At 59.4% G+C, this 25,252-nt stretch carries 27 protein-coding genes and 1 tRNA gene; 9 read left to right on the top strand and 19 right to left on the bottom strand.

From position 1 onward, the window contains the following. Window positions 1–101 precede the first annotated feature (101 nt). Complete coding sequence (locus AC4PS7_RS09940) at window positions 102–485, top strand: DUF2784 domain-containing protein (protein WP_010208452.1); 384 nt, start codon at window positions 102–104, stop codon at window positions 483–485. On the opposite strand, the gene AC4PS7_RS09935 is transcribed toward AC4PS7_RS09940, so the two are convergent. Continuing rightward, window positions 445–1,413, bottom strand: a complete 969-nt coding sequence (locus AC4PS7_RS09935; RefSeq protein WP_047540268.1) for an NAD-dependent epimerase/dehydratase family protein — start codon at window positions 1,411–1,413, stop codon at window positions 445–447. The genes AC4PS7_RS09940 and AC4PS7_RS09935 overlap by 41 nt on opposite strands. Window positions 1,414–1,506: 93 nt before the next feature. Between AC4PS7_RS09935 and AC4PS7_RS09930 the strand changes: the two genes are divergently transcribed. The 4 genes from AC4PS7_RS09930 to AC4PS7_RS09915 all read left to right on the top strand — a co-directional run bounded on the left by AC4PS7_RS09930 (window position 1,507) and on the right by AC4PS7_RS09915 (window position 4,435). Further along, on the top strand, window positions 1,507–2,391 hold the full coding sequence (locus AC4PS7_RS09930) for a LysR family transcriptional regulator (RefSeq protein ID WP_198831722.1): 885 nt from the start codon (window positions 1,507–1,509) through the stop codon (window positions 2,389–2,391). 54 nt (window positions 2,392–2,445) lie between these two features. Beyond that, window positions 2,446–3,024, top strand: a complete 579-nt coding sequence (locus AC4PS7_RS09925) for a DUF4337 domain-containing protein (protein ID WP_010208449.1) — start codon at window positions 2,446–2,448, stop codon at window positions 3,022–3,024. A 119-nt stretch (window positions 3,025–3,143) separates the two neighbouring features. Continuing rightward, the gene (locus AC4PS7_RS09920; RefSeq protein WP_010208448.1) at window positions 3,144–3,776 is read left to right on the top strand and encodes a hypothetical protein; all 633 of its coding nucleotides are present in this window, start codon (window positions 3,144–3,146) and stop codon (window positions 3,774–3,776) included. Window positions 3,777–4,165: 389 nt separating this feature from the next. Then, window positions 4,166–4,435: a hypothetical protein gene (locus AC4PS7_RS09915; protein ID WP_010208447.1), complete on the top strand. Its 270-nt coding sequence runs from the start codon at window positions 4,166–4,168 to the stop codon at window positions 4,433–4,435. A gap of 263 nt (window positions 4,436–4,698) precedes the next feature. Here AC4PS7_RS09915 and AC4PS7_RS09910 read toward each other — a convergent pair whose 3' ends face one another. Both AC4PS7_RS09910 and AC4PS7_RS09905 read right to left on the bottom strand, forming a co-directional pair. Then, the gene (locus tag AC4PS7_RS09910) at window positions 4,699–5,175 is read right to left on the bottom strand and encodes a hypothetical protein (RefSeq protein ID WP_078734300.1); all 477 of its coding nucleotides are present in this window, start codon (window positions 5,173–5,175) and stop codon (window positions 4,699–4,701) included. 314 nt (window positions 5,176–5,489) lie between these two features. Further along, window positions 5,490–5,579, bottom strand: a tRNA-Ser gene (locus tag AC4PS7_RS09905). A 336-nt stretch (window positions 5,580–5,915) separates the two neighbouring features. Here AC4PS7_RS09905 and AC4PS7_RS09900 point away from each other — a divergent pair. The 3 genes from AC4PS7_RS09900 (at window position 5,916) to AC4PS7_RS09890 (ending at window position 8,659) form a co-directional block, all read left to right on the top strand. Next, complete coding sequence (locus AC4PS7_RS09900) at window positions 5,916–6,608, top strand: crotonase/enoyl-CoA hydratase family protein (protein ID WP_010208444.1); 693 nt, start codon at window positions 5,916–5,918, stop codon at window positions 6,606–6,608. A 212-nt stretch (window positions 6,609–6,820) separates the two neighbouring features. Next, window positions 6,821–7,549, top strand: coding sequence for a 1-acylglycerol-3-phosphate O-acyltransferase (locus AC4PS7_RS09895; RefSeq protein ID WP_485621173.1), 729 nt, complete (start codon window positions 6,821–6,823; stop codon window positions 7,547–7,549). 138 nt (window positions 7,550–7,687) lie between these two features. Beyond that, a complete protein-coding gene (locus tag AC4PS7_RS09890; RefSeq protein ID WP_010208441.1) occupies window positions 7,688–8,659 on the top strand; it encodes a magnesium and cobalt transport protein CorA in 972 nt (323 codons plus the stop codon). Here the strand turns inward: AC4PS7_RS09890 and AC4PS7_RS09885 are convergent. The 3 genes from AC4PS7_RS09885 to AC4PS7_RS09875 form a co-directional block, all read right to left on the bottom strand. Further along, entirely contained in the window at window positions 8,656–9,381 is a 726-nt protein-coding gene (locus AC4PS7_RS09885; protein WP_010208438.1) for an amidotransferase, read from the bottom strand. The two genes, AC4PS7_RS09890 and AC4PS7_RS09885, sit on opposite strands and share 4 nt — an antisense overlap. 83 nt (window positions 9,382–9,464) lie before the next feature. Further along, on the bottom strand, window positions 9,465–11,612 hold the full coding sequence (locus AC4PS7_RS09880) for a 3-hydroxyacyl-CoA dehydrogenase NAD-binding domain-containing protein (RefSeq protein WP_045791727.1): 2,148 nt from the start codon (window positions 11,610–11,612) through the stop codon (window positions 9,465–9,467). 16 nt (window positions 11,613–11,628) lie between these two features. After that, window positions 11,629–12,834 (bottom strand): acetyl-CoA C-acetyltransferase, encoded by a 1,206-nt coding sequence (locus AC4PS7_RS09875; protein WP_010208436.1) that lies wholly within the window; start codon window positions 12,832–12,834, stop codon window positions 11,629–11,631. Window positions 12,835–13,480: 646 nt separating this feature from the next. On the opposite strand from AC4PS7_RS09875, the gene AC4PS7_RS09870 reads away from it, so the two are divergent. Further along, complete coding sequence (locus AC4PS7_RS09870; protein WP_047540250.1) at window positions 13,481–14,284, top strand: c-type cytochrome; 804 nt, start codon at window positions 13,481–13,483, stop codon at window positions 14,282–14,284. 132 nt (window positions 14,285–14,416) lie between these two features. Here AC4PS7_RS09870 and AC4PS7_RS09865 read toward each other — a convergent pair whose 3' ends face one another. From AC4PS7_RS09865 to AC4PS7_RS09805, 13 genes are all read right to left on the bottom strand, one after another. Beyond that, window positions 14,417–15,220 carry a transglutaminase family protein gene (locus AC4PS7_RS09865; protein WP_010208433.1) on the bottom strand — a complete coding sequence of 268 codons (804 nt, stop codon included), beginning with the start codon at window positions 15,218–15,220 and terminating at the stop codon, window positions 14,417–14,419. Continuing rightward, complete coding sequence (locus AC4PS7_RS09860) at window positions 15,217–16,167, bottom strand: alpha-E domain-containing protein (RefSeq protein WP_010208431.1); 951 nt, start codon at window positions 16,165–16,167, stop codon at window positions 15,217–15,219. Before AC4PS7_RS09860 ends, AC4PS7_RS09865 begins: the two co-directional genes overlap by 4 nt. Window positions 16,168–16,171: 4 nt before the next feature. Continuing rightward, entirely contained in the window at window positions 16,172–17,581 is a 1,410-nt protein-coding gene (locus tag AC4PS7_RS09855; RefSeq protein WP_021491497.1) for a circularly permuted type 2 ATP-grasp protein, read from the bottom strand. Window positions 17,582–17,993: 412 nt separating this feature from the next. After that, a complete protein-coding gene (locus tag AC4PS7_RS09850; RefSeq protein ID WP_010208429.1) occupies window positions 17,994–18,335 on the bottom strand; it encodes a ribonuclease E inhibitor RraB in 342 nt (113 codons plus the stop codon). Window positions 18,336–18,548: 213 nt separating this feature from the next. Next, window positions 18,549–18,785, bottom strand: a complete 237-nt coding sequence (locus AC4PS7_RS09845) for a hypothetical protein (RefSeq protein WP_010208428.1) — start codon at window positions 18,783–18,785, stop codon at window positions 18,549–18,551. A 103-nt stretch (window positions 18,786–18,888) separates the two neighbouring features. After that, entirely contained in the window at window positions 18,889–19,494 is a 606-nt protein-coding gene (locus AC4PS7_RS09840) for an START domain-containing protein (protein WP_010208426.1), read from the bottom strand. A gap of 41 nt (window positions 19,495–19,535) precedes the next feature. Next, window positions 19,536–19,790 carry a YkgJ family cysteine cluster protein gene (locus tag AC4PS7_RS09835; RefSeq protein WP_183702613.1) on the bottom strand — a complete coding sequence of 85 codons (255 nt, stop codon included), beginning with the start codon at window positions 19,788–19,790 and terminating at the stop codon, window positions 19,536–19,538. 162 nt (window positions 19,791–19,952) lie between these two features. Next, the gene (locus AC4PS7_RS09830) at window positions 19,953–20,438 is read right to left on the bottom strand and encodes a hypothetical protein (RefSeq protein WP_045791723.1); all 486 of its coding nucleotides are present in this window, start codon (window positions 20,436–20,438) and stop codon (window positions 19,953–19,955) included. Window positions 20,439–20,542: 104 nt separating this feature from the next. Beyond that, window positions 20,543–21,982 carry an aminotransferase-like domain-containing protein gene (locus AC4PS7_RS09825; protein ID WP_010208423.1) on the bottom strand — a complete coding sequence of 480 codons (1,440 nt, stop codon included), beginning with the start codon at window positions 21,980–21,982 and terminating at the stop codon, window positions 20,543–20,545. Between the two features lie 270 nt (window positions 21,983–22,252). Beyond that, a complete protein-coding gene (locus AC4PS7_RS09820) occupies window positions 22,253–23,068 on the bottom strand; it encodes an OmpA family protein (protein ID WP_010208422.1) in 816 nt (271 codons plus the stop codon). Then, window positions 23,065–23,427, bottom strand: coding sequence for a DUF4398 domain-containing protein (locus AC4PS7_RS09815; protein WP_010208421.1), 363 nt, complete (start codon window positions 23,425–23,427; stop codon window positions 23,065–23,067). Before AC4PS7_RS09815 ends, AC4PS7_RS09820 begins: the two co-directional genes overlap by 4 nt. A 9-nt stretch (window positions 23,428–23,436) precedes the next feature. Continuing rightward, window positions 23,437–24,252: a substrate-binding periplasmic protein gene (locus tag AC4PS7_RS09810; protein ID WP_010208420.1), complete on the bottom strand. Its 816-nt coding sequence runs from the start codon at window positions 24,250–24,252 to the stop codon at window positions 23,437–23,439. Between the two features lie 70 nt (window positions 24,253–24,322). Continuing rightward, window positions 24,323–25,252 (bottom strand): electron transfer flavoprotein subunit alpha/FixB family protein, encoded by a 930-nt coding sequence (locus AC4PS7_RS09805; protein ID WP_010208418.1) that lies wholly within the window; start codon window positions 25,250–25,252, stop codon window positions 24,323–24,325.

Raw genomic sequence — 25,252 nt, 5'->3', positions numbered from 1 at the left:
AGAACCTTGGGAGAGGACTAAAAGGATTCAGCACAATAACGGCCACGCTTGCCGGCAAGCAACCCTTTAGACTGTAGTCCCCTCCCTTCGAAGTACCCGCAATGCTCTTCCGTCTCGCTGCCGACAGCCTGGTGCTGTTTCACCTCACCTTTATCCTGTTCGTGCTGTTTGGCGGCTTGCTCGCGCTCAAGTGGCGCCGGGTAATCTGGCTGCATTTGCCGGCGGCCGCCTGGGGCGTGGCGGTGGAAGTGCTGCACCTGCCCTGCCCGTTGACCCGGTGGGAGAACCTGCTTCGTCACCTCGCCGGACAAGACGGTTACGGCGGTGGTTTTGTCGAGCATTACATCCTCACGCTGATCTACCCGGCGGGGCTGACCCCTGGGATTCAATTGGCGCTCGGGACGGTGGTGCTGCTGGTCAATATCGCGGTGTATGCGTGCTTGATCAGGCGTGCGCAGGCAAGCAACCAAGGTTGGCCAACGTAGCTTCCACCGCTGCTTCGAGCGGCGTATGCGGCTCATGGCCCAGGGCCGCCAACAGGCGTTGGTTATCCATGCGCAAGGGGGTTTGCCACAGGTAGCGCATCTCTTGCATCTCGCGCAGGGTGACGACAAAGGGTGCTGCCACTTTCAGCAACCACCACGGGAAACGATTGACGCGCGGTTGATGTCCCGTCCTACGCAGCATTACGCGCTGAATCGCTTGGACCATCTGTGTGCCATCCGCATCCACGTGCCCGGCCATGTGGAAGCAGGCGAAGGCGTCGAGGGTTGCTCGACGCTCAATCAGCTCGACCATCGTGCGCGCTACATCGGGCAGATACGCCCATTGATGCATCACACCCGGGGCACCTGGGTAGTTGACGACCTGCACCGGCTTTCCGGGCTTGACCAAACCCTGGGCAAACCAGTTGTTAGCCACCCGCGCGCCGAAAAAGTCCCCGGCGCGCACGATCAGCGCCCGCGCCCCCTGACGAGAGGCGTCCAGCAAGCGCTGCTCCAATTGCACGCGGATTGCGCCTTTGCGGGTCTGCGGGTGCTGAGGTGAATCCTCGTGCAACACCGGGAATGCATCCGGTCCGTAGTTATAGACCGTGCCGGGCAATACGATAGTGGCGCCTTCGACGAGGGCTGCTGCGATGGTGTTGTCGATCATCGGCAGCACCTGCTCCGCCCAATTGCGATAACCGGGTGGGTTGACTCCGTGCACGATGACCGCGCACCCACGGGCAGCCGCCAGTACCGCATCACGATTGAGCGCATCGCCTTCAACCCAGGTAAACGCTGCGTTCTGGCTGCGGGCTCTGTCGACATCACGGGTCAACGCACACACTTCCCAGCCTGCAGCACTCAGCTGTCGCGCCACTTCACCGCCTATCCCGCCGGTTGCACCCAGTACCAGAACCTTTTTCATGGCCTTCTCCCACAGTGGTTGGTGTGGCCATTTTGTGTGCAGTCTCGCTATAGATAAATTGCCGAACACAATGCAGTCGCTATACATTTATGCATGGCATCGACTATTGGTTGGGAGCTTTACCGATCGTTCCTCGGCGTGTTCAGGGAGGGATCGCTGTCGGGGGCCGCACGGCAGCTCGGCATTACACAGCCCACGGTCGGACGGCACATTGCCGCGCTGGAAACGGCGCTGGGCGTGGTGCTGTTTACCCGTTCACCGAACGGTTTGTTGCCCACATCACTGGCCCGCACCCTGCGCGCCCACGCCGAAACCATGGAGCGCACGGCAGCGGCGCTTGAACGTGCGGCCTCTTCTCAAGGCGACGACGTGCGCGGCGTGGTGCGCGTGTCCGCCAGTGAAGTGGTCGGCGTAGAAGTGCTGCCGCCGATCCTCACGCAATTGCGCCAGACTCACCCGCACCTCAGGGTCGAACTGGTCCTGACCAACCGCCTGAGCGACCTGCTGCAACTGGAAGCCGATATCGCCGTGCGCATGGTCCGTCCCAGCCAGGAACAACTGCTGGCGCGACGCATTGGCCTGATCGAAATCGGCCTGCATGCCCGCGATGATTACCTGCTAAAACACGGCACGCCCCTGCACATGCAAGACCTGGCCAGCCACTCAGTGATCGGCTTCGATCAGGAAAATGCGTTTATCCGCAGCCTGGCCATCAAGGGCTTCGAACGCAGCACCTTCGCCTGCAGCAGCGACAGCGACCTGGCGCAACTGGCCCTGATCCGCGCCGGCGCCGGCATCGGCGGCTGCCAGGTCCAACTGGCCAAGCGCGACCCACGCCTGCGCCGAGTCCTGCCGGAAGGCGTTGCACTCAGGCTGGACACCTGGGTGACGATGCACGAAGACCTGCGCAACAGCCCGCGCTGCCGCGTAATGTTCGACGCCCTGGTGGAAGGTTTGCAGCGTTACGTACAGGATTGAGACAGCTTCACTGGTGAAGAATCAGACTCCCTCAGTCCCTTCACAGACGCCACCATGTCCGAAGCCTTCGAAGTCCCCAGCCCCCACGAAAAACACCTCGAGCACACCACCGAACATGCCCACGGGCGAGGTGACAATTTCGCCAGCCGCATCGCCGTGATGACCGCCCTCATGGCGACTCTCGGCGCCATGCTCAGCTACCAGGCCGGCTCCACCGAAAGTGAAGCGGCCATGGACAAAAACAACGCCGCCATCATCAAGACCGAAGCCGCGAACCAGTGGAACTATTACCAGGCCAAATCCAGCCGGCAGAACCTTGCGGAACTGGCCACTCACATTCCCGGCGTGGATGCAGCGCATTACAAGGACGAGCTCGAACGCTACAAGCGCCAGAAGGAAGACGTGCGCAAACAAGCCGAAACGCTTGAAGCCACCTCAAAGGAATGGGATGAAAAATCGGAACAGGCACTGCACCAGCATCACCGCTGGGCCCAGGCAATGACCGCGATTCAGATCGCGATCTCGTTGGCGGCGATTACGTTGTTGACGAGGCGGGAATGGTTGAAGCGCCTGTCGTATGCGGCAGCGGGTGTGGCAGTGGTATTGGGCAGCCTGGCGTGGCTGCATATCTGACGCGGTGCAGTCAAAAGGTGGGGGTGGCTGTGGGGTTGAGGGCTTGGGTGTACGTACAAGCCTGACGCGCGGGGTGGTAGTCTTGCCCTCTCGAAAACGACAATGACAGGGAAGTACGAATGCGGAGTCTGTTTCTATTGCTGTGCTGTTTGTTAATCACCGCCTGTTCAAGCAATCCGACAACACTGTTTGAAGAACAAGTCAAAAACAGCAGCACGCCGTTAGCGCGAACCCCCTCTGAGGCCATGCGTAACACTCAAGCGGTGCCCATGCCGATCGACCCAGGGTGGCGGCCGCCCCAGTGGAAGATCACGGCCGAAGAACCGCGCATCCTGATCAACGGGATCCCGTCGAACTACCGATTATTCAGCGTAGCCTTAATAAAAGATAAACCCTTCCATATCGACGTTAACTCTTGGTGCGTCAACGCGTGCCTGGGATTCAGCAAATACGCCCTGAACCCTTATTTGATCCTGATGGACGCCCAAGGCAATGTGCAGGCTGAAGGCTTTGGCAAGGCGTCTGGCATCGTGGGGGTCATCAGCCAGGTCTTGAAAGGCACGGTGAAAAACAGCGGAACCTACTACCTTATCGTCGCAGCGGATAACCGTGCGCCAGGGGAAACCATTGTCATCGACAATGTACTGCTGATAGGCGCCGCAGCGAACCCGATAGCGCCGTTGCGCATCGGAATGGGCAGCTATCCATTTGGGTCGGTTGGGCCGTTATTGAATACGGAAGAGACACCTTAACCTGCGACGGTTGAGCGTGAAGAAAATAGGCCGGGTGTATATCCACTGAATCGGCTGTACTGGCCCTGATAATTGATTTGGGCAATTTCCTACGGCCTATTCAGAAGCGCCACTCTCCCACTTCAAATTCACCCCGCCTATAGTCCAACGGTCGCTCACAGGGCGACCGGGTTTGGCGACTCGACTACAAGATGGCAAAAGCTTCCCGGCAGATTTGCGGGATGCCCCTGCACGCAATAAGCTGCTTCATGGTAGCTGTGCGTGGGAGACCTTCGGGTCTGCCGGTCTTTGTCCGTTCTTGTCCCGGTTCGCCAACCTGCGTACAGCTGCCACCTTTTGTTTGGCGACAAATGCGTGGCTCACATCCTCTAAGTGAACGGACTTAAGGCATGAACCAATACATAGCACTCACCAGCAACGACAGCGCCACACCCGCCCTTTTCGTCGACACAACCGTCCCGTTGGAAATCCTTCTTGATGCCGCGAACTATCGAATCCGCTCGGTGACGCAGGTGCTTGAGAATCTTGCGCTACGTAGTGAGATAGGCAGCGATGCGGTGGTACTCAGCGACTTTGCCTTGCTGTGCTCAATTCCAATGCGCGACGGGTGTGACTTGCTGGATGTCATAGGCCGGCGAATGGATGTTCCGCTACCCTAGAAAATACTGCAGGTCGCTTTAGAGCTTTAGCGACCAGTTCCCCTGGCTTCGGAATAGCAATCCAGGGGGTTCTGGTTTACGAGGGCACACAAAAAGGCCGCCACACCAAGTCTAAGTGTGGGGGCTTTTTTACATAAGCGGCGTTCTATTCACCCGTCGGCAAATGCCACGATCGACCGAAGCGGTCGGTTGTATAGGGACAATGGATGAGGCAACCCACAGTAATGAAAGCTGCCGTACAAAGATTGAACTCAGCCCCTATTTTACTTTGTCTGATTGGCATTAAAGCTGATTCTAGAGGCAAACCAAACGCACACCAGTGAAGTAAACATCTCTAGAATTTCTTTAGGCTGGGTTGATTCCACGTACTCCGGCCCGCAGGCTTTCTTCAGGTATTGAGAGAGCGGAAGTAACTCAACACTACCTATTTTGAAGTCGATATTGTGACTGAGCTTATTCCGAAGGTTGTTCATATGCTTGATAGCGGGAATGGAGTTGTACTTCTCCGGATAACCATCTGAAGCAAGAAGCGAGACTTTTTGCCCAAACGACTGCCTAGAGGAATCCCAGTCCAGTTTGGAGTATTGGGACTTTAGGTACTCATCAAGGTAGTGCTCAATGATGAGATGGCAGGACAAAAAATAACCAATTAACTCGTAATTCAAGTTATCGAGGCGCTGCCACGTGAGTTTGCCATCGCGGATTTCACCTACTAAAGGTGGTAGGCTCATCTTGTTCATAGAAGGACTCAGTTTTTGATTCTACGGCCTGCACAGCTTGGTGCGGGGCTAGTGGGGAATTCGGCCTCACGAACTTCAGAGACGCCTTATCAAACTGGCATTCGTCGTTGATGAGCGGTGCGGAAAGCCTAGCTCACGTGGGACCGAACCGACTCTTGGCGCAAGCGAGGACGTTCGAGTCCATGGGCTCAGTATTTATGCACCAAAAAGGCGCACCATTCCCATGGTGGTCCCATGGGGCTATTTTTCAGGCGCCAAAAACCACAAACCCCCAACTTTCTCTAGGAAAATCAGGGGTTTGCGTTTTCGTAATTTGGCGGTGAAGGAGAGATTCGAACTCTCGATACAATTTCTTGTATACACACTTTCCAGGCGTGCTCCTTAAGCCACTCGGACACTTCACCGTATCCCGTCAAACCAGTTCAGTCTGTCGAGGCGCGCTAATGTAGTCGAAAGCCTTTCTGATGGCAAAGGTTTTTTTCAGAATTTTCATGCGGTTAGCCGGTTATGCCGATCCACGCCCGGCAAGGGGCGGTGATTGTGCCATTCTCAGGCATCGGCAGGATGGGTCTGGGGCGGTGATTGCGCCCTGCCCCCGGCTTTTCAAACGCCTATATGCGGGAAAAGTCTGACTGGGCAGTCAGTCACAGCGCTTTACCGGGGCGGGCGTGGTGGGTAACGTCTGCGCATGCACGTCTATTAGCTAGCCTTCTATAAAAAATCCTACAAGGAACCGCGTCATGAGTGAGTTGATTGCCTACCACCTCGAAGACGGTATCGCGACCCTGACCTTGAGCAACGGCAAGGTGAATGCCATTTCTCCGGCGGTGGTCAGTGCGTTTAATGAAGCGCTGGATCAGGCGGAGAAGGACCGGGCGGTGGTGGTGATCACCGGCACGCCGGGGATTCTGTCGGGTGGTTATGATTTGAAGGTGATGACCGCCGGCCCTAAAGAGGCGATCGGCCTGGTGACGTCCGGTTCGACCTTGGCACGCCGTCTGTTGTCGCACCCGTTTCCAGTGATTGTGGCGTGCCCTGGGCATGCGGTGGCCAAGGGTGCGTTCCTGCTGTTGTCAGCAGACTATCGGATTGGCGTGGAAGGCCCGTTCAGCATTGGCCTGAATGAAGTGGCGATCGGCATGACCATGCACCACGCCGGTATCGAGCTGGCGCGGGATCGTCTGCGTAAGTCGGCGTTCCATCGTTCGGTGATCAATGCCGAGATGTTTGACCCACAGGGCGCGTTGCAAGCCGGTTTCCTCGACAAGGTGGTGGCACCGGAAGAATTGCATGCGGCAGCCCTGGAAGCGGCGCGTCAGTTGAAGAAATTGAACATGAATGCTCACAAACACACCAAGTTGAAGGTGCGCAAAGCGCTGCTGGAAGCCCTGGACGATGCAATCATCCAGGACCAGGGGCATATCCTGAGCTAAGTCCTGCCCTTGATACGCCAGAGCCCGACCTTGAGTCGGGCTTTTTCTTACAAACAAATCCGAATCTTATCGAGCCGCTCTAGCCTGCCCGTGTCGGTAGATGCTGAAACATGCTCTTAAACATCGCTTATCTCCTACCTCTACAGGGCTAATTGCCGAATACAGTGCACATCCGTACACTGCGCCACCTTTTGTCCGGATAGGCTGTGTCGATGCTTTTTCTGCTGCGTATGTTGTTGATGGGCCTGCACTTTATGGTCGCCGGTGTGCTGGGCGTGTTGGTCGGTCTGTGTCGACCGTTCAACCCGGACAACAGTCGCCTGTGTGCTCGCCTCTACGCGCTGCCGGCCATGTGGATTCTGGGGCTGAACGTAAAGGCCGATGTGGACTCGCTGCGCCACAAGCCCGGCACCTGCGTGGTTATCGCCAACCATCAGTCCAACTATGACCTGTTTATGTTCGGTAACGTGGTGCCTTACCGCACCGTGTGTATCGCCAAGAAAAGCCTGAAATGGGTGCCGCTGTTCGGTCAGTTGTTCTGGCTGGCGGGTAACGTGCTGATCGACCGGGGCAATGCGTACAAGGCTCGCCGTGCGATGCTCACCACCACTCACACGTTGCAACATGAGGACACGTCGATCTGGGTGTTCCCGGAGGGCACGCGCAATTTGGGCAAGGGGTTGCTGCCGTTCAAGAAAGGCGCGTTCCATATGGCGATTGCGGCCGGTGTGCCGATCGTGCAGGTGTGTGTCAGCAATTACGTGACACATATGCAGCTCAATCGCTGGAACAGTGGGGATGTGCTCATACGGTCATTGCCGCCGATTCCTACCAACGGGATGACTCCGGATGACATCCCCGCGTTGATGCAGGCGTGTCATGCGCAGATGGAGGCGTGCATAGAGGAGATGGATCGCGAATTGGCACCGGGCCCTCTTTAACGCTTTGGAGCGGTTCGCCCCCCAGCACGAGCAAGCTCGTTCACCACAAAAAAGCTTGCCGCAACGGTAGCTACAACGGAACGCCATTCAGGCTAAGCTGCCCAACACCTGTCCTCCCAATAAGAAGCGATCAGCACCATGGGTAGAGTTGTTGCGGCCGCTGTCTACAGTGCCGGTAAGAAAGTCACGGATATCACCCTCGATGAAGGGGCGGCCTGGGCCGCCAAACCCAACCACTTTGTATGGATCGGTCTGGAAGAGCCTGACGCTCAGGAGCTCTCCAACCTGCAACGCCAGTTCAACCTGCATGAATTGGCCATCGAAGACGCCCTGGAAAAACACAGCCGCCCGAAGCTGGAAACCTTCGGCGATGCGCTGTTTATCGTCACCTACTCACCGGTGCGCGAAAACGGCAAGCTGGAGTTTATCGAGACCCATATCTTTGCCGGCAACGGCTATATCATCACCGCACGCAACGGGCACTCGGCGTCCTACGGTTTTGTGCGCCAGCGTTGTGAGGCACGGCCTCTGTTGCTGGAGCATGGGGAAGATTTCGTACTCTATGCGCTGCTGGATTTCGTCACCGAGAACTACCAACCGGTGAGCGAGGCGATCCATGCCGAGATCGATGAGCTGGAGCGCAATGTGCTGTGCAGTTCGCTGAGCGAGCGGGATATCCAGAAGATTCACGGCCTGCGTCGCGATGTGTTGCGGCTCAAGCGCTATGTGGCGCCGATGGTGGAGATCAGCCAGGAGCTGCAGAAACTCAACTTCCCGTTCATCGACAAAAACATGCGCCCGTATTTCCGTGATGTGCAGATCCACGTGACACGGCAGATGGAAGATCTCACCACCCTGCGCGATATCGCCAGCCAGACCATCGAGATCGGTGTACTGCTGGAGGCGTCGCGCCAGAGTGTGGTGCAGCGCAAGTTTGCTGCATGGGCGGCGATTCTCGCGTTCCCCACCGCGGTGGCAGGGATCTACGGGATGAACTTCCAGAACATGCCCGAGCTGCAATGGCACTACGGCTATTTTGCGGTGCTCGGGTTTATCGCGGTGGGTTGCACCAGCCTGTGGGCCAGTTTCAAGCGTTCGGGCTGGCTTTAAACCTGGGCCTCGGGCTTGTGCGCCACGAAACGCATCATCCATTCCGCCACGGTTGCGCCGTGGTGGTCGCGCTCCAGGCTGGCCACGCCGTTCGTGTAGACCTTTTCGCCCAATGTGGTCTGCAGAATCTCCAGCAACTCGCGGGAATAGTCGTGGACAAACTCCGGGTGACCTTGGAAGCACAGGACCTGGTCGCCGATGTGGTACGCGGCAAACGGGCAAAAGGCGCTGGAGGCGATGACCGTGGCATTGTCCGGCAGCGTGGTGACTTGGTCCTGGTGGCTGATCAGTAGCGTCAGCTCCTCCACTTCAGGGCTCATCCACGGTGTCTTGGCATCCAGCTTGTAGTCGTGAATGCCCATGCCCCAGCCCTGGCCGGCGCGTTCAGTCTTGCCGCCGAGCAACAGTGCCAGCAGTTGGTGGCCGAAGCAGATCCCGAGCAGCTTGTCGCCGCGCTCGTAACGTTCGAGCAGGTAGGTCTTGAGGGTCTGGATCCATGGGTCGGTGCCAAAGGAATCGGCCTTGCTGCCGGTCACCAGGTAGGCATCGAACACTTCATCGTCCGACGGGTATTCGCCGTTCACCACGTTGTACACGACAAACTCAGCGGGTATGGGCTGCTTGGAGAACAGGCGCTTGAACATCTGCCCGTACCCTTGGTATTGATCGATCAAGCCTGGACGCAGGATATCGGTTTCCAGGATACAGACGCGTAGCGACATAAAAAATACCTGACACGGTGATGGGAATATTGCACACCCCAGAGCCTGCCTTGAAATGCCCCTTCAAGGCAAGCCCCTCTTAGTCACCGGAACACGTCACCTTGCGCGGCTTTCTCCAGCAACAACGCGGGCGGCATGAAGCGTTCGCCATATTGCTCGGCCAGGTAGCGGGCGCGGGCAATGAAGTCGTTCAGCCCATATTGGTTGATGAACTGCAACGCGCCACCGCTCCAGGCCGCGAAGCCAATGCCGAAGATCGACCCCACGTTGGCGTCCGCCGTGGACATCAACACCCCCTCCTCCACACACCGTACGGTCTCGATGGCTTGGATAAACAGCAGGCGGTCGCGCACATCCTGTGGCGAGATACGTTGGTCGGGCCGTTCAAAGCGGCTTTTCAGCTCCGGCCACAGGTACTTGTGCCCGCCGCTGGGATAGTCATAGAAGCCGCCGCCCGCCGCCTTGCCCATGCGCTGGTATTCGTTGACCAGCAGATCGATCACCGCTGTCGCCGGATGTGTCGGCACGGCCTTGCCTTCCGCCTGCTGATCCTTCGCCGTCTGCTGCCGGATATGGCTCATCAGGCTGAGGGAAACTTCATCCGACACCGCTAACGGCCCTACCGGCATGCCGGCTTTGCGCGCTTCAGTCTCGATCATCGGCGCCGCTACGCCTTCGCCGAGCATGGCGATACCTTCGTTGGTGAAGGTGCCGAACACCCGCGAGGTGAAGAAGCCACGGCTGTCGTTGACCACGATCGGGGTTTTCTTGATTTGCAGTACGAAATCGAAACCACGGGCCAGGGTTTCGTCGCTGGTGCGCGCACCCTTGATGATTTCCACCAGGGGCATCTTGTCCACCGGGCTGAAGAAGTGCAGACCGATGAACCGGGTTTGATCCGGCACTGCCGTGGCCAGGCCGCTGATGGGCAAGGTGGAGGTGTTGGAGGCGATCACGGCGTCGGCACCGACCACACTTTGCGCGGCGGCTGAGACCTTGGCCTTGAGTTCGCGGTCTTCGAACACCGCTTCGATAATCAGGTCGCAACCGGCCAGGTCTTCATCGGTGGCCGTAGGATGAATCCGCGCCAAGAAGGTTTCCCGCTGTTCGGCGGTCAGTTGCCCACGGCTGACTTTCTTGTCCAGCAGTGCCGCCGAATGCGCCTTGCCCTTCTCGGCGGCCGCCAGGTTGATGTCCTTGAGCACCACCTCGATGCCTGCGCTGGCGCTGACGTAGGCGATGCCTGCGCCCATCATCCCTGCGCCGAGCACGCCGACTTTGCGCGTGACGTACGGCGCAAAACCTTGCGGCCGGGAGCTACCCGCGTTGATCTCATTGAGCTGGAACCAGAACGTGCCGATCATGTTCTTCGCCACCTGCCCCGTCACCAGTTCGGTGAAATAGCGGGTTTCAATCAGGTGCGCAGTATCAAAATCCACTTGGGCACCTTCGACGGCGGCACAGAGGATCTTCTCGGGCGCGGGGAAACAGCCCTGGGTCTTACTGCGCAGAATCGACGGCGCAATCGCCAGCATCTGCGCCACTTTGGGGCTCGACGGTGTACCGCCTGGGATCTGGTAGCCCTTATTGTCCCACGGTTGCTTGGCGTCCGGATTGGCCAGGATCCAGGCGCGGGACTTGGCCAACAGCTCGTCGCGATCCGCCGCCAGCTCATTTACCAGGCCGGCTTGCAGCGCCTGCTGCGGCCGCACTTTCTTGCCTTCGAGCAAATACGGCAAAGCCTTTTCCAACCCGAGCATGCGCACCATGCGCACCACCCCGCCGCCGCCCGGCAGCAAGCCCAGGGTGACTTCCGGCAGGCCAAGCTGCACCGATTTGTCGTCCAGCGCCACGCGGTAATGACACGCCAGGCAAATCTCCCAGCCGCCCCCCAGCGCCGCGCCATTGATGGCGGCCACCACGGGTTTACCGAGGGTTTCCAGGCGGCGCAGTTGCGCTTTCAGTTCCCGTACGCTGTCGTAGAAATCCTTGGCGTGGGCCTTGTCGACCTTGATCAGTTCATTCAGGTCGCCACCGGCAAAAAATGTCTTCTTGGCCGAGGTGATTACCACGCCGGCAAGGTCATCTTTTTGCGCTTCCAGACGCTCGACCATCGCCGCCATGGCCTCGCGGTACGCGCCGTTCATGGTGTTGGCGCTTTGGCCGGGCATGTCGAGGGTCAGCACCACGATGCCGTCCTGGCCTTTTTCGTAACGAATAGCTTGGGTCATGACAAATTCCTTGGGCTCAGAGGCGTTCGATAATGGTGGCGATGCCCATGCCACCGCCGACACACAAGGTGGCCAGGCCGTAGCGCTGCTGGCGCACTTCCAGTTCGTCGAGCAAGGTGCCGAGAATCGCGCAACCGGTGGCGCCCAGTGGGTGGCCCATGGCGATGGAGCCGCCATTCACGTTGACCCGCGCCGCGTCGATGCCCATGTCCTTGATGAACTTGAGCACCACCGAGGCAAAGGCTTCATTGACCTCAAACAAGTCGATGTCTTCGATTCGCAAGCCAGCCTTGGCCAGGGCCTTGCGCGTGGCGGGCGCAGGGCCGGTGAGCATGATGGTCGGGTCGGTACTGGTGACCGCCGTGGCGACGATACGCGCGCGGGGTTGCAGGCCCAGCTCGCGCCCCTTGGCCTCGGAGCCGATCAACATCAACGCGGCACCATCGACGATACCGGAGCTGTTGCCCGGTGTGTGCACATGGTGGATGCGCTCCACATGGCTGTAGACCCTCAACGCGGTTGCATCGAAGCCCATCTGCCCCATCATTTCGAAGCTGGGCTTGAGCTTGCCCAGGCCTTCCAGGGTGGAGTCGCCGCGGATGAATTCGTCATGGTCCAGCAGCACAATACCGTTCTGGTCCTGCACCGCGATCAGCGACTTGTTGAAGGAACCGTCCGCACGGGCCCTGGCCGCTTTCTGCTGCGAATGCAGGGCAAAGGCGTCGACGTCGTCGCGGGTGAACCCTTCCAGGGTGGCGATCAGGTCCGCGCCGATGCCCTGTGGGGTGAAATGGCTGTGCATATTGGTCTGCGGGTCGAGTACCCAAGCGCCACCGTCGCTGCCCATGGGCACGCGGGACATGGACTCGACCCCACCGACCACCACCAGGTCTTCGAAGCCGGAGCGCACCTTCATCGCGCCCACGTTGACGGCTTCCAGGCCCGAGGCGCAGAAGCGGTTGATCTGCACGCCGGCGACGCTGATGTCCCAGTCCGCCACCAGGGCGGCGGTCTTGGCGATGTCGGCGCCCTGGTCGCCGATCGGGGTCACGCAGCCGAGCACGATGTCGTCCACTTGGTGGGTGTCGAGGTCACTGCGCCGGGCCAATGCCGTAAGCAGGCCGGCCACCAGGTTCACCGGTTTGACACTGTGCAAGGCACCGTCGGCCTTGCCTTTGCCACGGGGCGTGCGTATCGCATCAAAGATCAAAGCTTGGGTCATGACGTCCTCGAACCGCTGTGCATGTGTGCCTCTACCTTAGGCCCGATTGACACGGTTTCAATGACGGATGCGCTCATTGCTTTTGACCCCCTCGCTCGGACGAACGGTAGTCTCCTAAGCGAATTGCCGGGTTAATCGTTTTAGCTGTCTAGCCAAGGCATTGGCGCCAAGATGGCGATATGCCTCATGCCTTTTTAAGCAGAAATGCTTATTAGCTGATATGAAATGAGTCTAAGCCACGAAGAACGAGGGCTCTAAGGTTGAATCAGTAGGAGGCTGCTGCCGGGTTTTGCTGGAGCGGCTGTAAGAAAAGCGACACGTCATCTCGCCATACTGAAAGACACCGGCATGCATTTGACGCTCAGGAATAACAACAAAAGGCAGTCAGCCATGTTTAAACATTCGAAAGTACGTCAGGCGGGACTTATTCTGTTCGCCACCACACTGATTCTGATTTTGCCCAACCTGACCAAGGTCATTGGGTGACCCCTCAACGCCTACATTCAGTGCCTTCACAGCACCGGGTTTGCAGCTTTTGGCAGCACCTGCCGGGACATTGCGCATAGCGGTCCTGCAGGGGCTGCCTTTTTGCGCGCCGATTTCCGGTATCGTGAGCGTCATCGCCACTTCACACCGGGCCTCCCTCTTGAAATCGATCTTCGCCCTCCTCGCCTTGCTGATCGCTCTTCCCGCTTCGGCAGCACAATTGACTCTCGAACTCGACCACACCAGCAAGACGTGGCAGACCGATGACCTGCTCACGCATCCCCAGGTGCAAACGGTGCAAATCGTCGATGACGTTTCCTACAAGCGCACTATGAGCTATCGCGCAGTGCCTTTGGCGTCGCTGCTGCCGGGGTTGAAACCTGAGAGCCACCTGCAAGCCATTGCCTTGGATGGGTTCGCCGCCGAACTCACGGCCGCGCCACTGCTGGAAACCCACGGCGCACGCGCCTGGCTGGCGGTGGAAGATCCTGCGCAACCCTGGCCGGCATTGGCGGAAGGCAAACCGAGTGCGGGACCGTTCTACCTGGTATGGACCGATCCGCAAGCCGGACACATCAGCCCTGAGCAGTGGCCGTTCCAGATCTCCAGGATCAAGCAATTGAAGACCGTGGCGGAGCGCTTTCCGGCGTTATTGCCTGACCCGAAACTGGCGGCCAACGACCCGATCAATCAGGGTTTTGCAGTGTTCCAAAAGAACTGCCTGGCCTGTCATCGGCTCAATGGTGCCGGTGATGCGCAGGTGGGGCCGGATTTGAATATTCCGTATAACCCCACCGAGTATTTCGGCGCCGATTTCCTCAAGCGCTACATCCGTGACCCGCAGAGTTTGCGGCACTGGCCGCAGGCGAAGATGCCGGCGTTTGCGGCCAGTGTGTTGCCGGACAGTGAGCTGGATTTGTTGGTGGGGTATTTGAAACACATGGCAGGGCGTAAGCAGCCATAAGCTTGGCGCATTCCCTCTGTGGGAGCGGGCTTGCTTGCGAATACGGTGTGTCAGTCAATAAATGTGTGGCTGACCCACCGTATTCGCGAGCAAGCCCGCTCCCACTGAGGGGGGAACGCTCCGCTCTGGAGATCATTGCTGTTGGACGGCGATCACCGGGGTCGGCGCCACAAACACCTTGGCATGCATCTGCTCATGCCCACCGCCACGGCGCATGCCGCGTACCGGGCAGGCATCGAGGTAATCCAACCCCACCGCCAGTTTCAAATGCCGCTCCGGCCGTGACAGCTGGTTGGTCACATCAAAGCTGTACCAGGCGTCATCCAGCCAGGCTTCGGCCCAGGCGTGACTGGCCAGGTGCGTGCTGTCCTCACTGTACAAATACCCCGACACATACCGCGCAGGGATCCCCAGGCTGCGCGCGCACGCCAGGAATGCATGGGTGTGATCCTGGCACACCCCCGCACGACCCGCGAACGCCTGGGCGGCACAGGTGTCGACTTCGGTGGCGCCGGGTGTGTAGACCATCGCCTGGTTGAGCGCATGCATCAGGTCGATCAACGCGGTGCGGTCACGACGTTGATGGCACTGCTGGTCGGCAAAACCGCGCAAGGCTTCGTCAGGTTCAGTCAGGCGGGTGCAACGCAGAAACGGGAACGCCGATTGGCTCTCATGTTCGGCCTCGCGCAATTCGTCGATGTCCACCTGGCCACGGGCGCCGATGATGATGGCGTCGTGGGGCTCATCCAAGGTCAGCACATGCAGGATGTTGCCGAACGGATCCACCTGGGCACGCACCGGGCGCGGCAGGTCGAGCTGCCAGCTGAGTACGCGCTGGCGCTCGCTGTCGTGGGGCGTAAGGCGCAAGTACTGGATGCTGGCACGCACCTGGTCTTCGTAGTGGTAGGTGGTTTCGTGGCTGATGGAGAGTCTCATGCCGCCTCCAGGTAGGAACTGTAGATGGCGTCGCCCAATTGGCGGACCAGGGGAATAAAGTCGGTCAGCCAGGCGTGCAGGCCTTCCTCGAGGATTTCATCGATGGCGGTGAAGCGCAGGCGCGCGTCCATCTCGGCGGCCAGGCGCTGGGCCGGCCGGCCGTTGAGGCCGGGCAGGCTGGCCAGGATCTGGTCGATCTCTTCACTGCAGGCGCGCAGCGAGCGCGGCACATCGGCGCGCAACAGCAACAACTCGGCGACTTGCCGCGCGCCGGGCGCATCGCGGTAGATCTCGGTGTAGGCCTCGAACGACGACAACGCGCGCAACAAGGCGCTCCACTGATAGTAGGCGTGCGCTGTGCCATCGGTGACGGCGTCGGCACGGTCGCCGGCCATTTCATAGCGGGCGTCCAGCAGGCGCAGCGTGTTGTCGGCACGCTCGATGAAAGTGCCCAGGCGAATGAAGCGAAATGCATCGTTACGCATGATGGTGCCGTAGGTGGCGCCGCGGAACAGATGAGAACGCTCTTTTACCCACTCACAGAACCGGCTCATGCCATAGCGGCTCAAGCCCTGCTGGGCGATATCGCGAATATCCAGCCAGGTGGCGTTGATGTTTTCCCACATATCGGCGGTAATTCGCCCACGCACTGCATGGGCGCTGGCCCGCGCGGCGCCAAGGCAACTGTAGATGCTGGCCGGGTTGGCAGCATCCAGCGCAAAGAAGTGCAACAGGCGTTCGGCGTGCAGCTCACCGTGACGTTCGTGGTAATCCTCCAGGGTGCCGGTGATCAACAGCGGCATGGCCAGTTCGTGCAGGCCATCGCCACGCCCGTCCTGGGGCATCAGCGACAGCGAATAGCTGACATCGAGCATGCGTGCGAGGTTTTCCGCACGCTCCAGGTAGCGCGACATCCAGTACAGATCCGAGGCAGTTCTACTCAACATGGCATCAGTCCTCGACCACCCAGGTGTCTTTGGTGCCGCCGCCCTGGGACGAGTTGACCACCAACGAGCCTTCGCGCAGTGCCACTCGGGTCAAGCCGCCAGGCACGACACGGGTTTCCTTGCCGGACAACACAAACGGGCGCAGGTCGATATGACGCGGCGCGATGCCGTTTTCGACAAAGGTCGGGCACGTGGATAAACACAGGGTCGGCTGGGCGATATAGGCGTGGGGCTTGGCCTTGATACGGGCGCGGAAGGCTTCGATTTCCGCAACGGTGGACGCTGGGCCCACCAGCATGCCGTAGCCGCCTGAGCCTTGGGTTTCCTTTACCACCAGGTCTGGCAGGTTGGCCAGCACGTGGGACAGTTCGTCGGGCTTACGGCACTGGAACGTCGGAACGTTCTTCAGGATGGGTTCTTCATCCAGGTAAAAACGGATCATCTCGGTGACGAAAGGGTATACCGACTTGTCATCCGCCACGCCGGTGCCAATCGCATTGGCCAGCACCACATTACCCGAGCGATAGGCCGCAAGCAGGCCCGGCACACCAAGCATGGACGCCGGGTTGAAAGCCAATGGGTCGAGGAACGCGTCATCGAGACGGCGGTAGATCACGTCCACGGCCTTGGGCCCGTCGGTAGTGCGCATGAAGACACGGTCATCGCGCACGAACAGATCGGCGCCCTCCACCAGTTCCACGCCCATTTCTCGCGCGAGAAAGGCATGTTCGAAGAACGCGCTGTTGAAACGGCCCGGCGTCAGCACGACCACGCTGGGATTATCCAGAGGGCTGGAGCTTTTCAAGGTGTCCAGCAACAGGTTGGGGTAGTGGTCGATGGGCGCGATGCGCTGGGCGGCGAACAGTTCGGGGAACAGGCGCATCATCATCTTACGGTCTTCGAGCATGTAGCTCACGCCGCTCGGTGTGCGCAGGTTGTCCTCGAGCACGTAATAGGTGCCGTCACCATCGCGTACGAGGTCGACGCCGGAGATGTGGGAATAAAGGTCACGATGCAGGTCCAAGCCCTGCATCGCCAACTGGTATTGCTCGTTGGCCAGCACCTGTTCGGCGGGAATGATTCCGGCCTTGATGATGCGCTGTTCGTGGTACAGATCGGCGAGAAACATGTTCAGCGCCTTGACCCGCTGGATACAGCCGCGCTCGACAATCCGCCATTCGCTGGCCGGAATACTGCGCGGGATGGTATCGAAAGGAATCAACCGCTCGGTGCCCTGCTCGTCGCCATAAAGCGTGAAGGTGATCCCGGCGCGGTGAAACAGCAAATCGGCCTCGCGTCGGCGCTGGGCCAACAGATCATCAGGGGTGTCGGCCAACCAGCGCGCGAACTCGCGGTAATGAGGCCGGACCTGGCCTGCCCCATCGTACATTTCATCGTAATAAGTGCGGATCATGCCGAACTCCTTGTCACCCGGGCGAAAGAACCATCGCAAGGCCCGTGCCAGCGGCATAAACACTTAAAAATCAGTGAGTTGAATTACAACCAGAATCCAGTCGCACCGTCCTGGTGCGCAGAATGCCCGGTGCACCGCCCGACGCTTCATCGCAATGCGGGCTTTGACTATCAACAGCATAGTCAGAGTTGATTTCACTGCCTGGCCAAGTCTGCGGATAATCGGCCCATCTGCTGAACAGGACACGTCCTAGCGCTTCAGCGAACCGCTCTTCCCTTTAAGCCACCCTCTTGGGTGGTTTTTTTTGCGCCCTGAAACATGTAGCAGCGAGGGCGATGTTGAGCATGCTGCACAAACAAAATCGGCCGACCCAAAAGGTCAGCCGACACGCTGTGCTGCTCATAAACTGCTGCTACATGGGTAACCCACGCACCTCCTGCTTCACGCCCCATCCCTCGATGATCCCGCCCAGCGGCTCGACCACCGCCCCGAAGTCCTGCTCGAAGTCTCCTATGCCATCGTAGGTGGCCGACATGATTTTACTCAGCTCCAGGTACCAGGCGCCGTCGTCGCGCGCACTGACCTGGGCATTCAGGGATTCCCCACGAAACTCACCCGCAGCCCTGCGCGCACGTTCCTCATCCGGGAAAATGGCGTAGAACTCGATGGGGTGAAAACGCGAGAAGTCGAAACCGCCTTCTTTCATGCGGCGCAGGACGTTGGTGCTGATGTCTTCTTGATAGGCTGTGCTCATGAAAAGTGCTCCTCGAATTGATGGATAGACTTTCCGTGCTTCCCGAAGCCCACGCCTTACTGGCGTGGGAACTACGGCAATAACTTCACCGCTGGAAAACAAGCATGTAGCTGACAAGACCAGAACCTAGCGATTCATTCGCTGATCTCCCTTGCAGAGTAGCGCGAAGCTTTCGCCTCCACCAGAGGGGTTTTAAGGGTGTACAGGGAATGTTCAGGCGGCGGGAGAGATGTCGAGAATCTGGATACCGTTCTGGTCTTTGAGGATCTTGAGCGTAGGTTCGGGCTGGCGGCCTTCGAAGTCGTTGAGATCGAGTTCGGCGGCAACGGGCACCAACTTGTTGCGAATCATGTGTGCCGCATCTTCGAGGCTGGGCTTCTGGTCGCAGGTGAACTGCTCGACGGACTTCACGCCGTGATCATCAACGAAGGTAATCTGCCACTTTTGCATCGGTGCCTCCTCGATAAAACCCGTGTGTGGGCTTACTTCTATCTGGACCTTGGGGGCTCGGCAAACGTTCCACCCAAGGTAGGAGACACCTGATCAACTGCGCTTACTTTTCAGCGCGTTCTTTCAAGGCTTTCAAGGTGTTGTACGGTGCGTCCACCACGAACTTGTTGGCCAGCCACGATGGCACGCTGCCGCCTGGCTCGGTGTGCACCTGGTAGGTGACTTCGGTTTGGTTGTCGCCTTTGGGCACCAGCTTCCAGAAGCCGTCGACCTGGGCGACACGTACGTAGCCTTTTTCTTCAGGCTTGTAGGTCGGCACACCTTCCAGCTTACGCGTCAGCGTGCCGTCGGCCGCCTTGGTCGTGGTGATATGCAGGTAGGAATCACGGTCCGTCACGGGAAACGGGGCTTTGAATTGGGTGTAGGTCCAACTCTCGTCGCCTTTCTTATCGACCAGCTTCTGGGACTTGCACTCGTGGATCCAGGCACAGGCACCGGCTACGTCTTCCTGGAGGGCGACGACTTTTGCCACTGGCGCCTTGATCACCGTTACACCGCGATACGCCTTGTATTTAGAGCCGGCAATTTCGCTCAGGGACACCTTGATACCGTCTTCGTCCTTGGCGACTTGCCAGTCCTCAGCCTGGGCAGTGGCAGCAAACAACACCGTAAAACCGCACAACACAGCCATTCGTTTCAGCGAACCCATTGTTGTATTCCTTATTGTTGAAGTTCCGATAGTAAAGCCCATCAAGCCGCCGTCATGTGCTCCCACCAGCCGATCAAACGGATCGCATCGGCCTGGTCGGTGCCGCAGACCTCGATATTCGCCTTGAAATCACTGCATACCGCCGGTCGCTCCGGCTGACCGAACAGCAGGCACAGTTGTTCGACCGACAGGTGCAGGCAGCGTTCGCCTGCCGGTTTGCCCTGTGGCATTCCGGGTAATGGCGAACTGATGGAGGGGGCGATGCAGCACGCGCCACAGCCTTCACGGCAATTCATGACCAGCAGGTCCTCGACGACTCAATGTGGATGGCCGGGCTAGGGTACGCCCTAAAACAGCCGTTTTAAAATGGCCTAACAGTGGTTTTTCGCAGAAAACAAAAGTGACTGATCAGTCTCCGACACATGGTCGGCGGTCGACGTCACCTTTGTGGGAAAAGTTTACTGCTTGAACTCGAAATCCAGCGCTGCACCTTCCACATCGCGCCGCTCTTCGTTGCGCAATTGCAGCCTCATCTCATTGCTGAGCAGGCGGCCGTTGATCTGGAATGCACTGTTGTCCGTAGGTTTCTCGCCAAACATCGGCGGCAGCAGGGGCACGCTTTTCGGCTTGGGCATGGTGCCAATGGGTTGCAAGTGCCTGACCATGTCAGAAGGCAGCGACAGGTCCAACTGTGCCGGTGGCAATTGTGTCTGCGCCACTTCGCGGGACGCCTTGGCCTTGGTGGCCGCCCGCCTTTTGGCGGCGGCGGTGGGTTTCTTCACCACTGGCGCTTTTTTTACGGGGGCCGTTTTTTTCGCCGGGGGCTTCTGCTCGGTACTGGCGGCGGGCTTGGTTTCGCTCACAGGGGCCGCCGCCAGCGCAGTGCCGACGTTGCACAGGCTTATCAGGCCAATCACGAAAACCGCACGAAAAATCGAAGTCATATTGCCTACAGCATTAACGGCAGAGGGCCATATGCTCGCTTGTTGTGCGCGGCATGACAAGCGCGGTGATTAGCTTGCTATAGGATTTGTCCCCTTTCCGTGCGTCACAGTCCGGCTGCGGTTTCCTGGCATAACTGGCTTGCCAGCATCCCCAAGGTCATCAGCGCCCGCTCTGCCTCGCGGTTCCACGGCGTACCGCAGTTGAGGCGAATGCAGTGGTTGAACTGCTCGGTGTTACTGAAGATCAGCCCCGGTGCAATGCTGATGCCCTGTTGCAGTGCGCGTACGTGCAGTTCCTGGGTGTTGACCCGTCCGGGCAAACTGACCCACAGGATGAAACCGCCGGTCGGACGTGTCATCTGTGTGCCTTCCGGGAAATATTGCTGCACCGCCAGTTGGAAGGCGCTGAGGTTCTTGCGGTACTCCTGGCGGATGTAACGCAGGTGGCGATCGTAGCCGCCGTTTTCCAGGTACGCAGCGACGCCCATCTGGGTCACGCTGCAGGCGGAGTGGGTGCTGAACATCTGCAAGCGCTGGATTTCCTGCTGGTACTTGCCGGCGATCATCCAACCGATGCGCACGCCGGGGGACAGCGTCTTGGAAAAGCTGGAGCAATAGATCACTCGATCCAGGCGGTCATAGGCCTTCAGGGCCTTGGTGCGGCCCAATTCGAACATCAGCTCACCGTAGATATCGTCCTCGACAATCTGGATATCGAAGTCCGACGCCAGGCGCAGCAACTGTTTCTGCCGTTCTTCGGGCATGGTGCCGCCCAACGGGTTGCTCAGCCGCGCGGTCAACACCAGCGCCTTGATCGACCATTGGTTGGCCGCCAATTGCAGCGCCTCCAAGCTCATGCCGGTGGACGGATCGCTGGGGATCTCGATGACTTTGAGGCCGAGCAGGTCGGCCAGTTGCAGCAAGCCGTAATAGGTCGGTGACTCTGCGGCAATCAGGTCGCCAGGCCGCGTCAACACCCGCAGCGACATCTGCAGGGCATCAACGCAACCGTGGGTGATCACCACTTCGGAAGGGTCCACCACCACACCGGCATCGCGCATGCGGATCGCCACCTGGCGGCGCAGCGGCTCGAAACCGGGGCTGAACATGTAACTGAATGCCCGTGGGCTCTGGAAGCGCGTGACCTTGGCCAACTGTTGGTGCAGCGCGCGTACCGGCAGGTAATCCACACTCGGCACGGCGGCGCCCAACGGGAACACACCTTCGCGGCGCGACTCACCCAGTACCTGCTGGATGATGCTGCTGCGGGTGACCAGACCCGGGCGTTCGACACGCGCGATGTCCGGCGTCGGCGCGGTGAGTGCGGGTGTCTGGTGCACGTAATAGCCGGACTGCGGCCGAGCGCGGATCAGCCCCTGGTCTTCCAGGTTAGCGTAGGCCTGCAACACCGTGGCGTGACTCACGTTCAACTGCGAGCTCATCTTGCGCACCGAAGGCACGCGCTCGCCCGGTTGATAGACACCGCGCCGGATATCCTCAGCCAGCTGCTGGGCGATACGTTGGTAAAGCAACAGATTGGTCATGACGCAGCACTCGATTTCACGGGTATTTTATTTTTGTGTGAAACATACCGGCACAGTTTAGAAGTGTACGGGGACAGTTGCCACAATAGTCGAGCGCGGGCGGGAGTGACAGTAAAAACTGTAAGGGTGGCGTACAGAGTTGTGGGGCTACTTCGAAAGAACGTGGGAGCGGGCTTGCTCGCGAAAACCGTTTGTCAGCCAATGAAATATCGACTGATATACCGCTTTCGCGAGCAAGCCCGCCCCCACATGTTGATCTATGCCAAGCGCCTAACGCGCGGCGCCGAGCTGGCCTTTCTCGTCAGAGAACACGATTTCCACCCGACGGTTCTGCGCCCTGCCCCGCTCGGAGGCGTTGGCTTCGACGGGATACTGGTCGCCATAGCCTTCGACCTGGATGCGTTTTTCGTCGATCCCCAGGTCTACCAGCACATCCGCCACTGACTGCGCGCGGTCGCGGGACAGTTTGAGGTTTTCCCGCTCACCGCCGGTATTGTCGGCGTAACCCTCGATGCGCACCACGCGCTTGGGGTTGAGTTGCAGGAACTGTACGATTTTCAACACCGTGCGGTTGGCCGAGTTTTTCAGCTCTGCTTCACCGGTATCGAACAGCACATCGCCCAGCGTCATCACCAGGCCGCGATCAGTCTGGGTAGTGGCCAAACTGGCGATCTGCTCTTCAAGCCATTTGCCCTGTTGCTGCACACTGATCAGCTTGTTTTCCCGCAGGGCCAATTGCAGGCGCTGGCGCTCCAGTTCGAGCTTGGCGCCACGCTCCTGGTTGAGCGCCTGTTCGGTGTGCTCGCGGGCGATGGCGCTGTAGCGCTGGCTCAGGTAGGCGTAATGCACCACGTCGGCGCCGCTGCCCCAGTAGCTGGACAAGCGGTCGGCGCGGGCCAGGGACTCACCGGCGCGGATCACGTCCTTGGGCGCAAAGCGCAGCACGTTGGCGTCTTCCTTGACCTGCTGGAAGTCGTTACCCGCCTGTTGCAAGGCCTGCTCGCTGTCGGGGTGGCTGGCGCAACCGCCCAACACGGCGGTGCCCAGGAGCACCGCACAGCTCAACCCGCGGATCATCCGGCTCATTGGGCTTCTCCCAACTGCAGTTGTTTGCGCAGGCGGGTGATACGGGTGTTGAGTACGTCCAATTGTTCCTGGCTCTTGCGGGTCAGCACTTGGGCCTCGGCCAGGCGAGCATCCAGCTCAGCTTGTTCGAGACGCATGCGCGCGTTTTTGTAGGATTGGTCGGCCATGCTCGACTTGGCCCGGGCGAACTTGGCTTCGGCCAGTTTCAATTCAGGCGATTCATCCGCGTTGGCACCCACGGCACTGGCTTGCTCCAAGGCTTGCTGGGTGAGGCGCATTTGTTCATTCGGCGCAGGATCGGCTGCACATCCCGCCAGAGCGACAACGGCGAGGGCCGCGAAAAGAGGTCGAAAAGTCACTGAAAATCCCTACTTTGTTGGGGTGCCGACGGGTTGCTGCAATTGCGCTTTCCAGCGTTCCAGATTGCTCTGCAACGCAGCTTGCGCCACACCGGACGCGGGCAATTCTGTCATCTTTTTGGCCAGCTGTCCGCGCAGCCACGGATCATTGCAGGCCGAGTTATGGGAAATCGCCAGGTACAGGCCCGGCTGGTCGATGGGTATATCCCGGGCAACCAGGTCGTTGCTCATGCCCAAGGTCTGCGCGATGGCCATACCGGAATAACGTCCGGCCAGCACGTAGTCCACCTCACCCAGCAGCAGTTTCTGGAATGCCGGCGTCAGCGACGGCAGGCGTTCCAGGCTCAGTTGCTCACTGGCGAAGGTTTCGAAGGCCGCGCTCAACCGCGCGCGCTCTGACACCGCGCCTGTGTGCCCGTGCAGGTCGGCGGCGGTGGCATAGTCCAGCGCCGAATCCTTGCGCGTCCACACCAGGTAGTCGAGTTGCACCAGCGCCGGGTGGATGTAGTCGAGCGTTTCCAGCTCACCCAGGTTCAGCGGCGCGTCGGCGAGGATGTCCATGCGCCCGCTGCGCACTTCCTCCAGGGCCAGGGAGCGTTTGCCACCGTAGAGCAGGTCGATTTTCAACCCGAGGTCCTTGCCCACTTGTTGCAATACATCGGCGGTGGCGCCGATCAGGTGCGTAGGGTCTTGCGGGTCGCGCCAGAGCAACGGCGGTGCATCCGGGCTGCCGGTGATCACCAGGCGATCGCATTTGCCGGCGGCCAACGACAGCGCAGGCAGTAATGTGAGGCCCATCAGTACAGCCCAGGGGCGCAATTCCATGGCGGGTGTCTCCAAGTCAAAAAAAAGCCCGGTCACAAGGACCGGGCTCTTTATAAGTGAAGCGACTAGATTAGACCAGCTTCTCCAACTCAGGGACGGCTTCGAACAAGTCCGCCACCAGGCCGTAATCGGCCACCTGGAAGATTGGCGCTTCTTCGTCCTTGTTGATCGCGACGATCACTTTGGAGTCTTTCATACCCGCCAAGTGCTGGATCGCGCCGGAGATACCAACGGCGATGTACAGCTGTGGCGCAACGATCTTGCCGGTCTGGCCGACCTGCATGTCGTTGGGTACGAAACCTGCGTCGACGGCCGCGCGGGAAGCGCCGACCGCAGCGCCCAGCTTGTCGGCCAGGGCGTACAGGTGCTTGAAGTTGTCACCGTTCTGCATGCCACGGCCGCCGGAAACGACGATCTTGGCAGCGGTCAGCTCTGGACGGTCCGACTTGGCCAGCTCTTCGCCAACAAAGCTGGACGTGCCAGCGTCGTGAGCAGCGGCAACGGCTTCAACGGTCGCCGAACCACCTTCGGCGGCAACCGGGTCGAAACCGGTGGCACGCACGGTGATGACTTTGACCGAAGCGTTGGACTGTACGGTCGCGATGGCGTTACCGGCATAGATCGGGCGCTTGAAGGTGTCAGCGCTTTCGACCGAGATGATCTCGGAGATCTGGTCAACGTCCAGCTGCGCAGCAACGCGTGGCAGGATGTTTTTGCCGTTGGACGTAGCGGCAGCCAGGATGTGGCTGTAGCTCTTGCCCAACTCGGCAACCAGTGGCGCAACGTTTTCCGGCAGCTGATGCGCGTAGGCGGCATTGTCAGCGTTCAGGACTTTGCTCACGCCAGCAATTTTGGCAGCGGCTTCAGCCACGGCGCCAGCGCCTTGGCCGGCAACCAGCACGTGAATGTCGCCACCGATTTTAGCGGCAGCGGCCACGGTGTTCAGGGTGGCCGGGGCCAGCACCTTGTTATCGTGTTCGGCGATTACGAGGATAGTCAT

The organism is Pseudomonas sp. DW-iso3, from assembly GCF_058725305.1.
The sequence above is the reverse complement of the archived record's forward strand: the minus strand, read 5'-3'. Positions and strand labels throughout refer to the sequence as shown.

What these genes read in the sequence shown, in the direction of transcription:
- AC4PS7_RS09825 (WP_010208423.1), bottom strand. Translation starts at nt 21,982, where the DNA reads ATGACCAATCTGTTGCTTTACCAACGTATCGCCCAGCAGCTGGCTGAG.
- AC4PS7_RS09940 (WP_010208452.1), top strand. Translation starts at nt 102, where the DNA reads ATGCTCTTCCGTCTCGCTGCCGACAGCCTGGTGCTGTTTCACCTCACC.
- AC4PS7_RS09895 (WP_485621173.1), top strand. Translation starts at nt 6,821, where the DNA reads ATGCTTTTTCTGCTGCGTATGTTGTTGATGGGCCTGCACTTTATGGTC.
- AC4PS7_RS09880 (WP_045791727.1), bottom strand. Translation starts at nt 11,612, where the DNA reads ATGACCCAAGCTATTCGTTACGAAAAAGGCCAGGACGGCATCGTGGTG.
- AC4PS7_RS09930 (WP_198831722.1), top strand. Translation starts at nt 1,507, where the DNA reads ATGGCATCGACTATTGGTTGGGAGCTTTACCGATCGTTCCTCGGCGTG.
- AC4PS7_RS09865 (WP_010208433.1), bottom strand. Translation starts at nt 15,220, where the DNA reads ATGAGACTCTCCATCAGCCACGAAACCACCTACCACTACGAAGACCAG.
- AC4PS7_RS09890 (WP_010208441.1), top strand. Translation starts at nt 7,688, where the DNA reads ATGGGTAGAGTTGTTGCGGCCGCTGTCTACAGTGCCGGTAAGAAAGTC.
- AC4PS7_RS09810 (WP_010208420.1), bottom strand. Translation starts at nt 24,252, where the DNA reads ATGGAATTGCGCCCCTGGGCTGTACTGATGGGCCTCACATTACTGCCT.
- AC4PS7_RS09920 (WP_010208448.1), top strand. Translation starts at nt 3,144, where the DNA reads ATGCGGAGTCTGTTTCTATTGCTGTGCTGTTTGTTAATCACCGCCTGT.
- AC4PS7_RS09910 (WP_078734300.1), bottom strand. Translation starts at nt 5,175, where the DNA reads ATGAACAAGATGAGCCTACCACCTTTAGTAGGTGAAATCCGCGATGGC.
- AC4PS7_RS09860 (WP_010208431.1), bottom strand. Translation starts at nt 16,167, where the DNA reads ATGTTGAGTAGAACTGCCTCGGATCTGTACTGGATGTCGCGCTACCTG.
- AC4PS7_RS09885 (WP_010208438.1), bottom strand. Translation starts at nt 9,381, where the DNA reads ATGTCGCTACGCGTCTGTATCCTGGAAACCGATATCCTGCGTCCAGGC.
- AC4PS7_RS09830 (WP_045791723.1), bottom strand. Translation starts at nt 20,438, where the DNA reads ATGACTTCGATTTTTCGTGCGGTTTTCGTGATTGGCCTGATAAGCCTG.
- AC4PS7_RS09925 (WP_010208449.1), top strand. Translation starts at nt 2,446, where the DNA reads ATGTCCGAAGCCTTCGAAGTCCCCAGCCCCCACGAAAAACACCTCGAG.
- AC4PS7_RS09835 (WP_183702613.1), bottom strand. Translation starts at nt 19,790, where the DNA reads ATGAATTGCCGTGAAGGCTGTGGCGCGTGCTGCATCGCCCCCTCCATC.
- AC4PS7_RS09935 (WP_047540268.1), bottom strand. Translation starts at nt 1,413, where the DNA reads ATGAAAAAGGTTCTGGTACTGGGTGCAACCGGCGGGATAGGCGGTGAA.
- AC4PS7_RS09915 (WP_010208447.1), top strand. Translation starts at nt 4,166, where the DNA reads ATGAACCAATACATAGCACTCACCAGCAACGACAGCGCCACACCCGCC.
- AC4PS7_RS09805 (WP_010208418.1), bottom strand. Translation starts at nt 25,252, where the DNA reads ATGACTATCCTCGTAATCGCCGAACACGATAACAAGGTGCTGGCCCCG.
- AC4PS7_RS09820 (WP_010208422.1), bottom strand. Translation starts at nt 23,068, where the DNA reads ATGAGCCGGATGATCCGCGGGTTGAGCTGTGCGGTGCTCCTGGGCACC.
- AC4PS7_RS09855 (WP_021491497.1), bottom strand. Translation starts at nt 17,581, where the DNA reads ATGATCCGCACTTATTACGATGAAATGTACGATGGGGCAGGCCAGGTC.
- AC4PS7_RS09875 (WP_010208436.1), bottom strand. Translation starts at nt 12,834, where the DNA reads ATGACCCAAGCTTTGATCTTTGATGCGATACGCACGCCCCGTGGCAAA.
- AC4PS7_RS09900 (WP_010208444.1), top strand. Translation starts at nt 5,916, where the DNA reads ATGAGTGAGTTGATTGCCTACCACCTCGAAGACGGTATCGCGACCCTG.
- AC4PS7_RS09840 (WP_010208426.1), bottom strand. Translation starts at nt 19,494, where the DNA reads ATGGGTTCGCTGAAACGAATGGCTGTGTTGTGCGGTTTTACGGTGTTG.
- AC4PS7_RS09850 (WP_010208429.1), bottom strand. Translation starts at nt 18,335, where the DNA reads ATGAGCACAGCCTATCAAGAAGACATCAGCACCAACGTCCTGCGCCGC.
- AC4PS7_RS09845 (WP_010208428.1), bottom strand. Translation starts at nt 18,785, where the DNA reads ATGCAAAAGTGGCAGATTACCTTCGTTGATGATCACGGCGTGAAGTCC.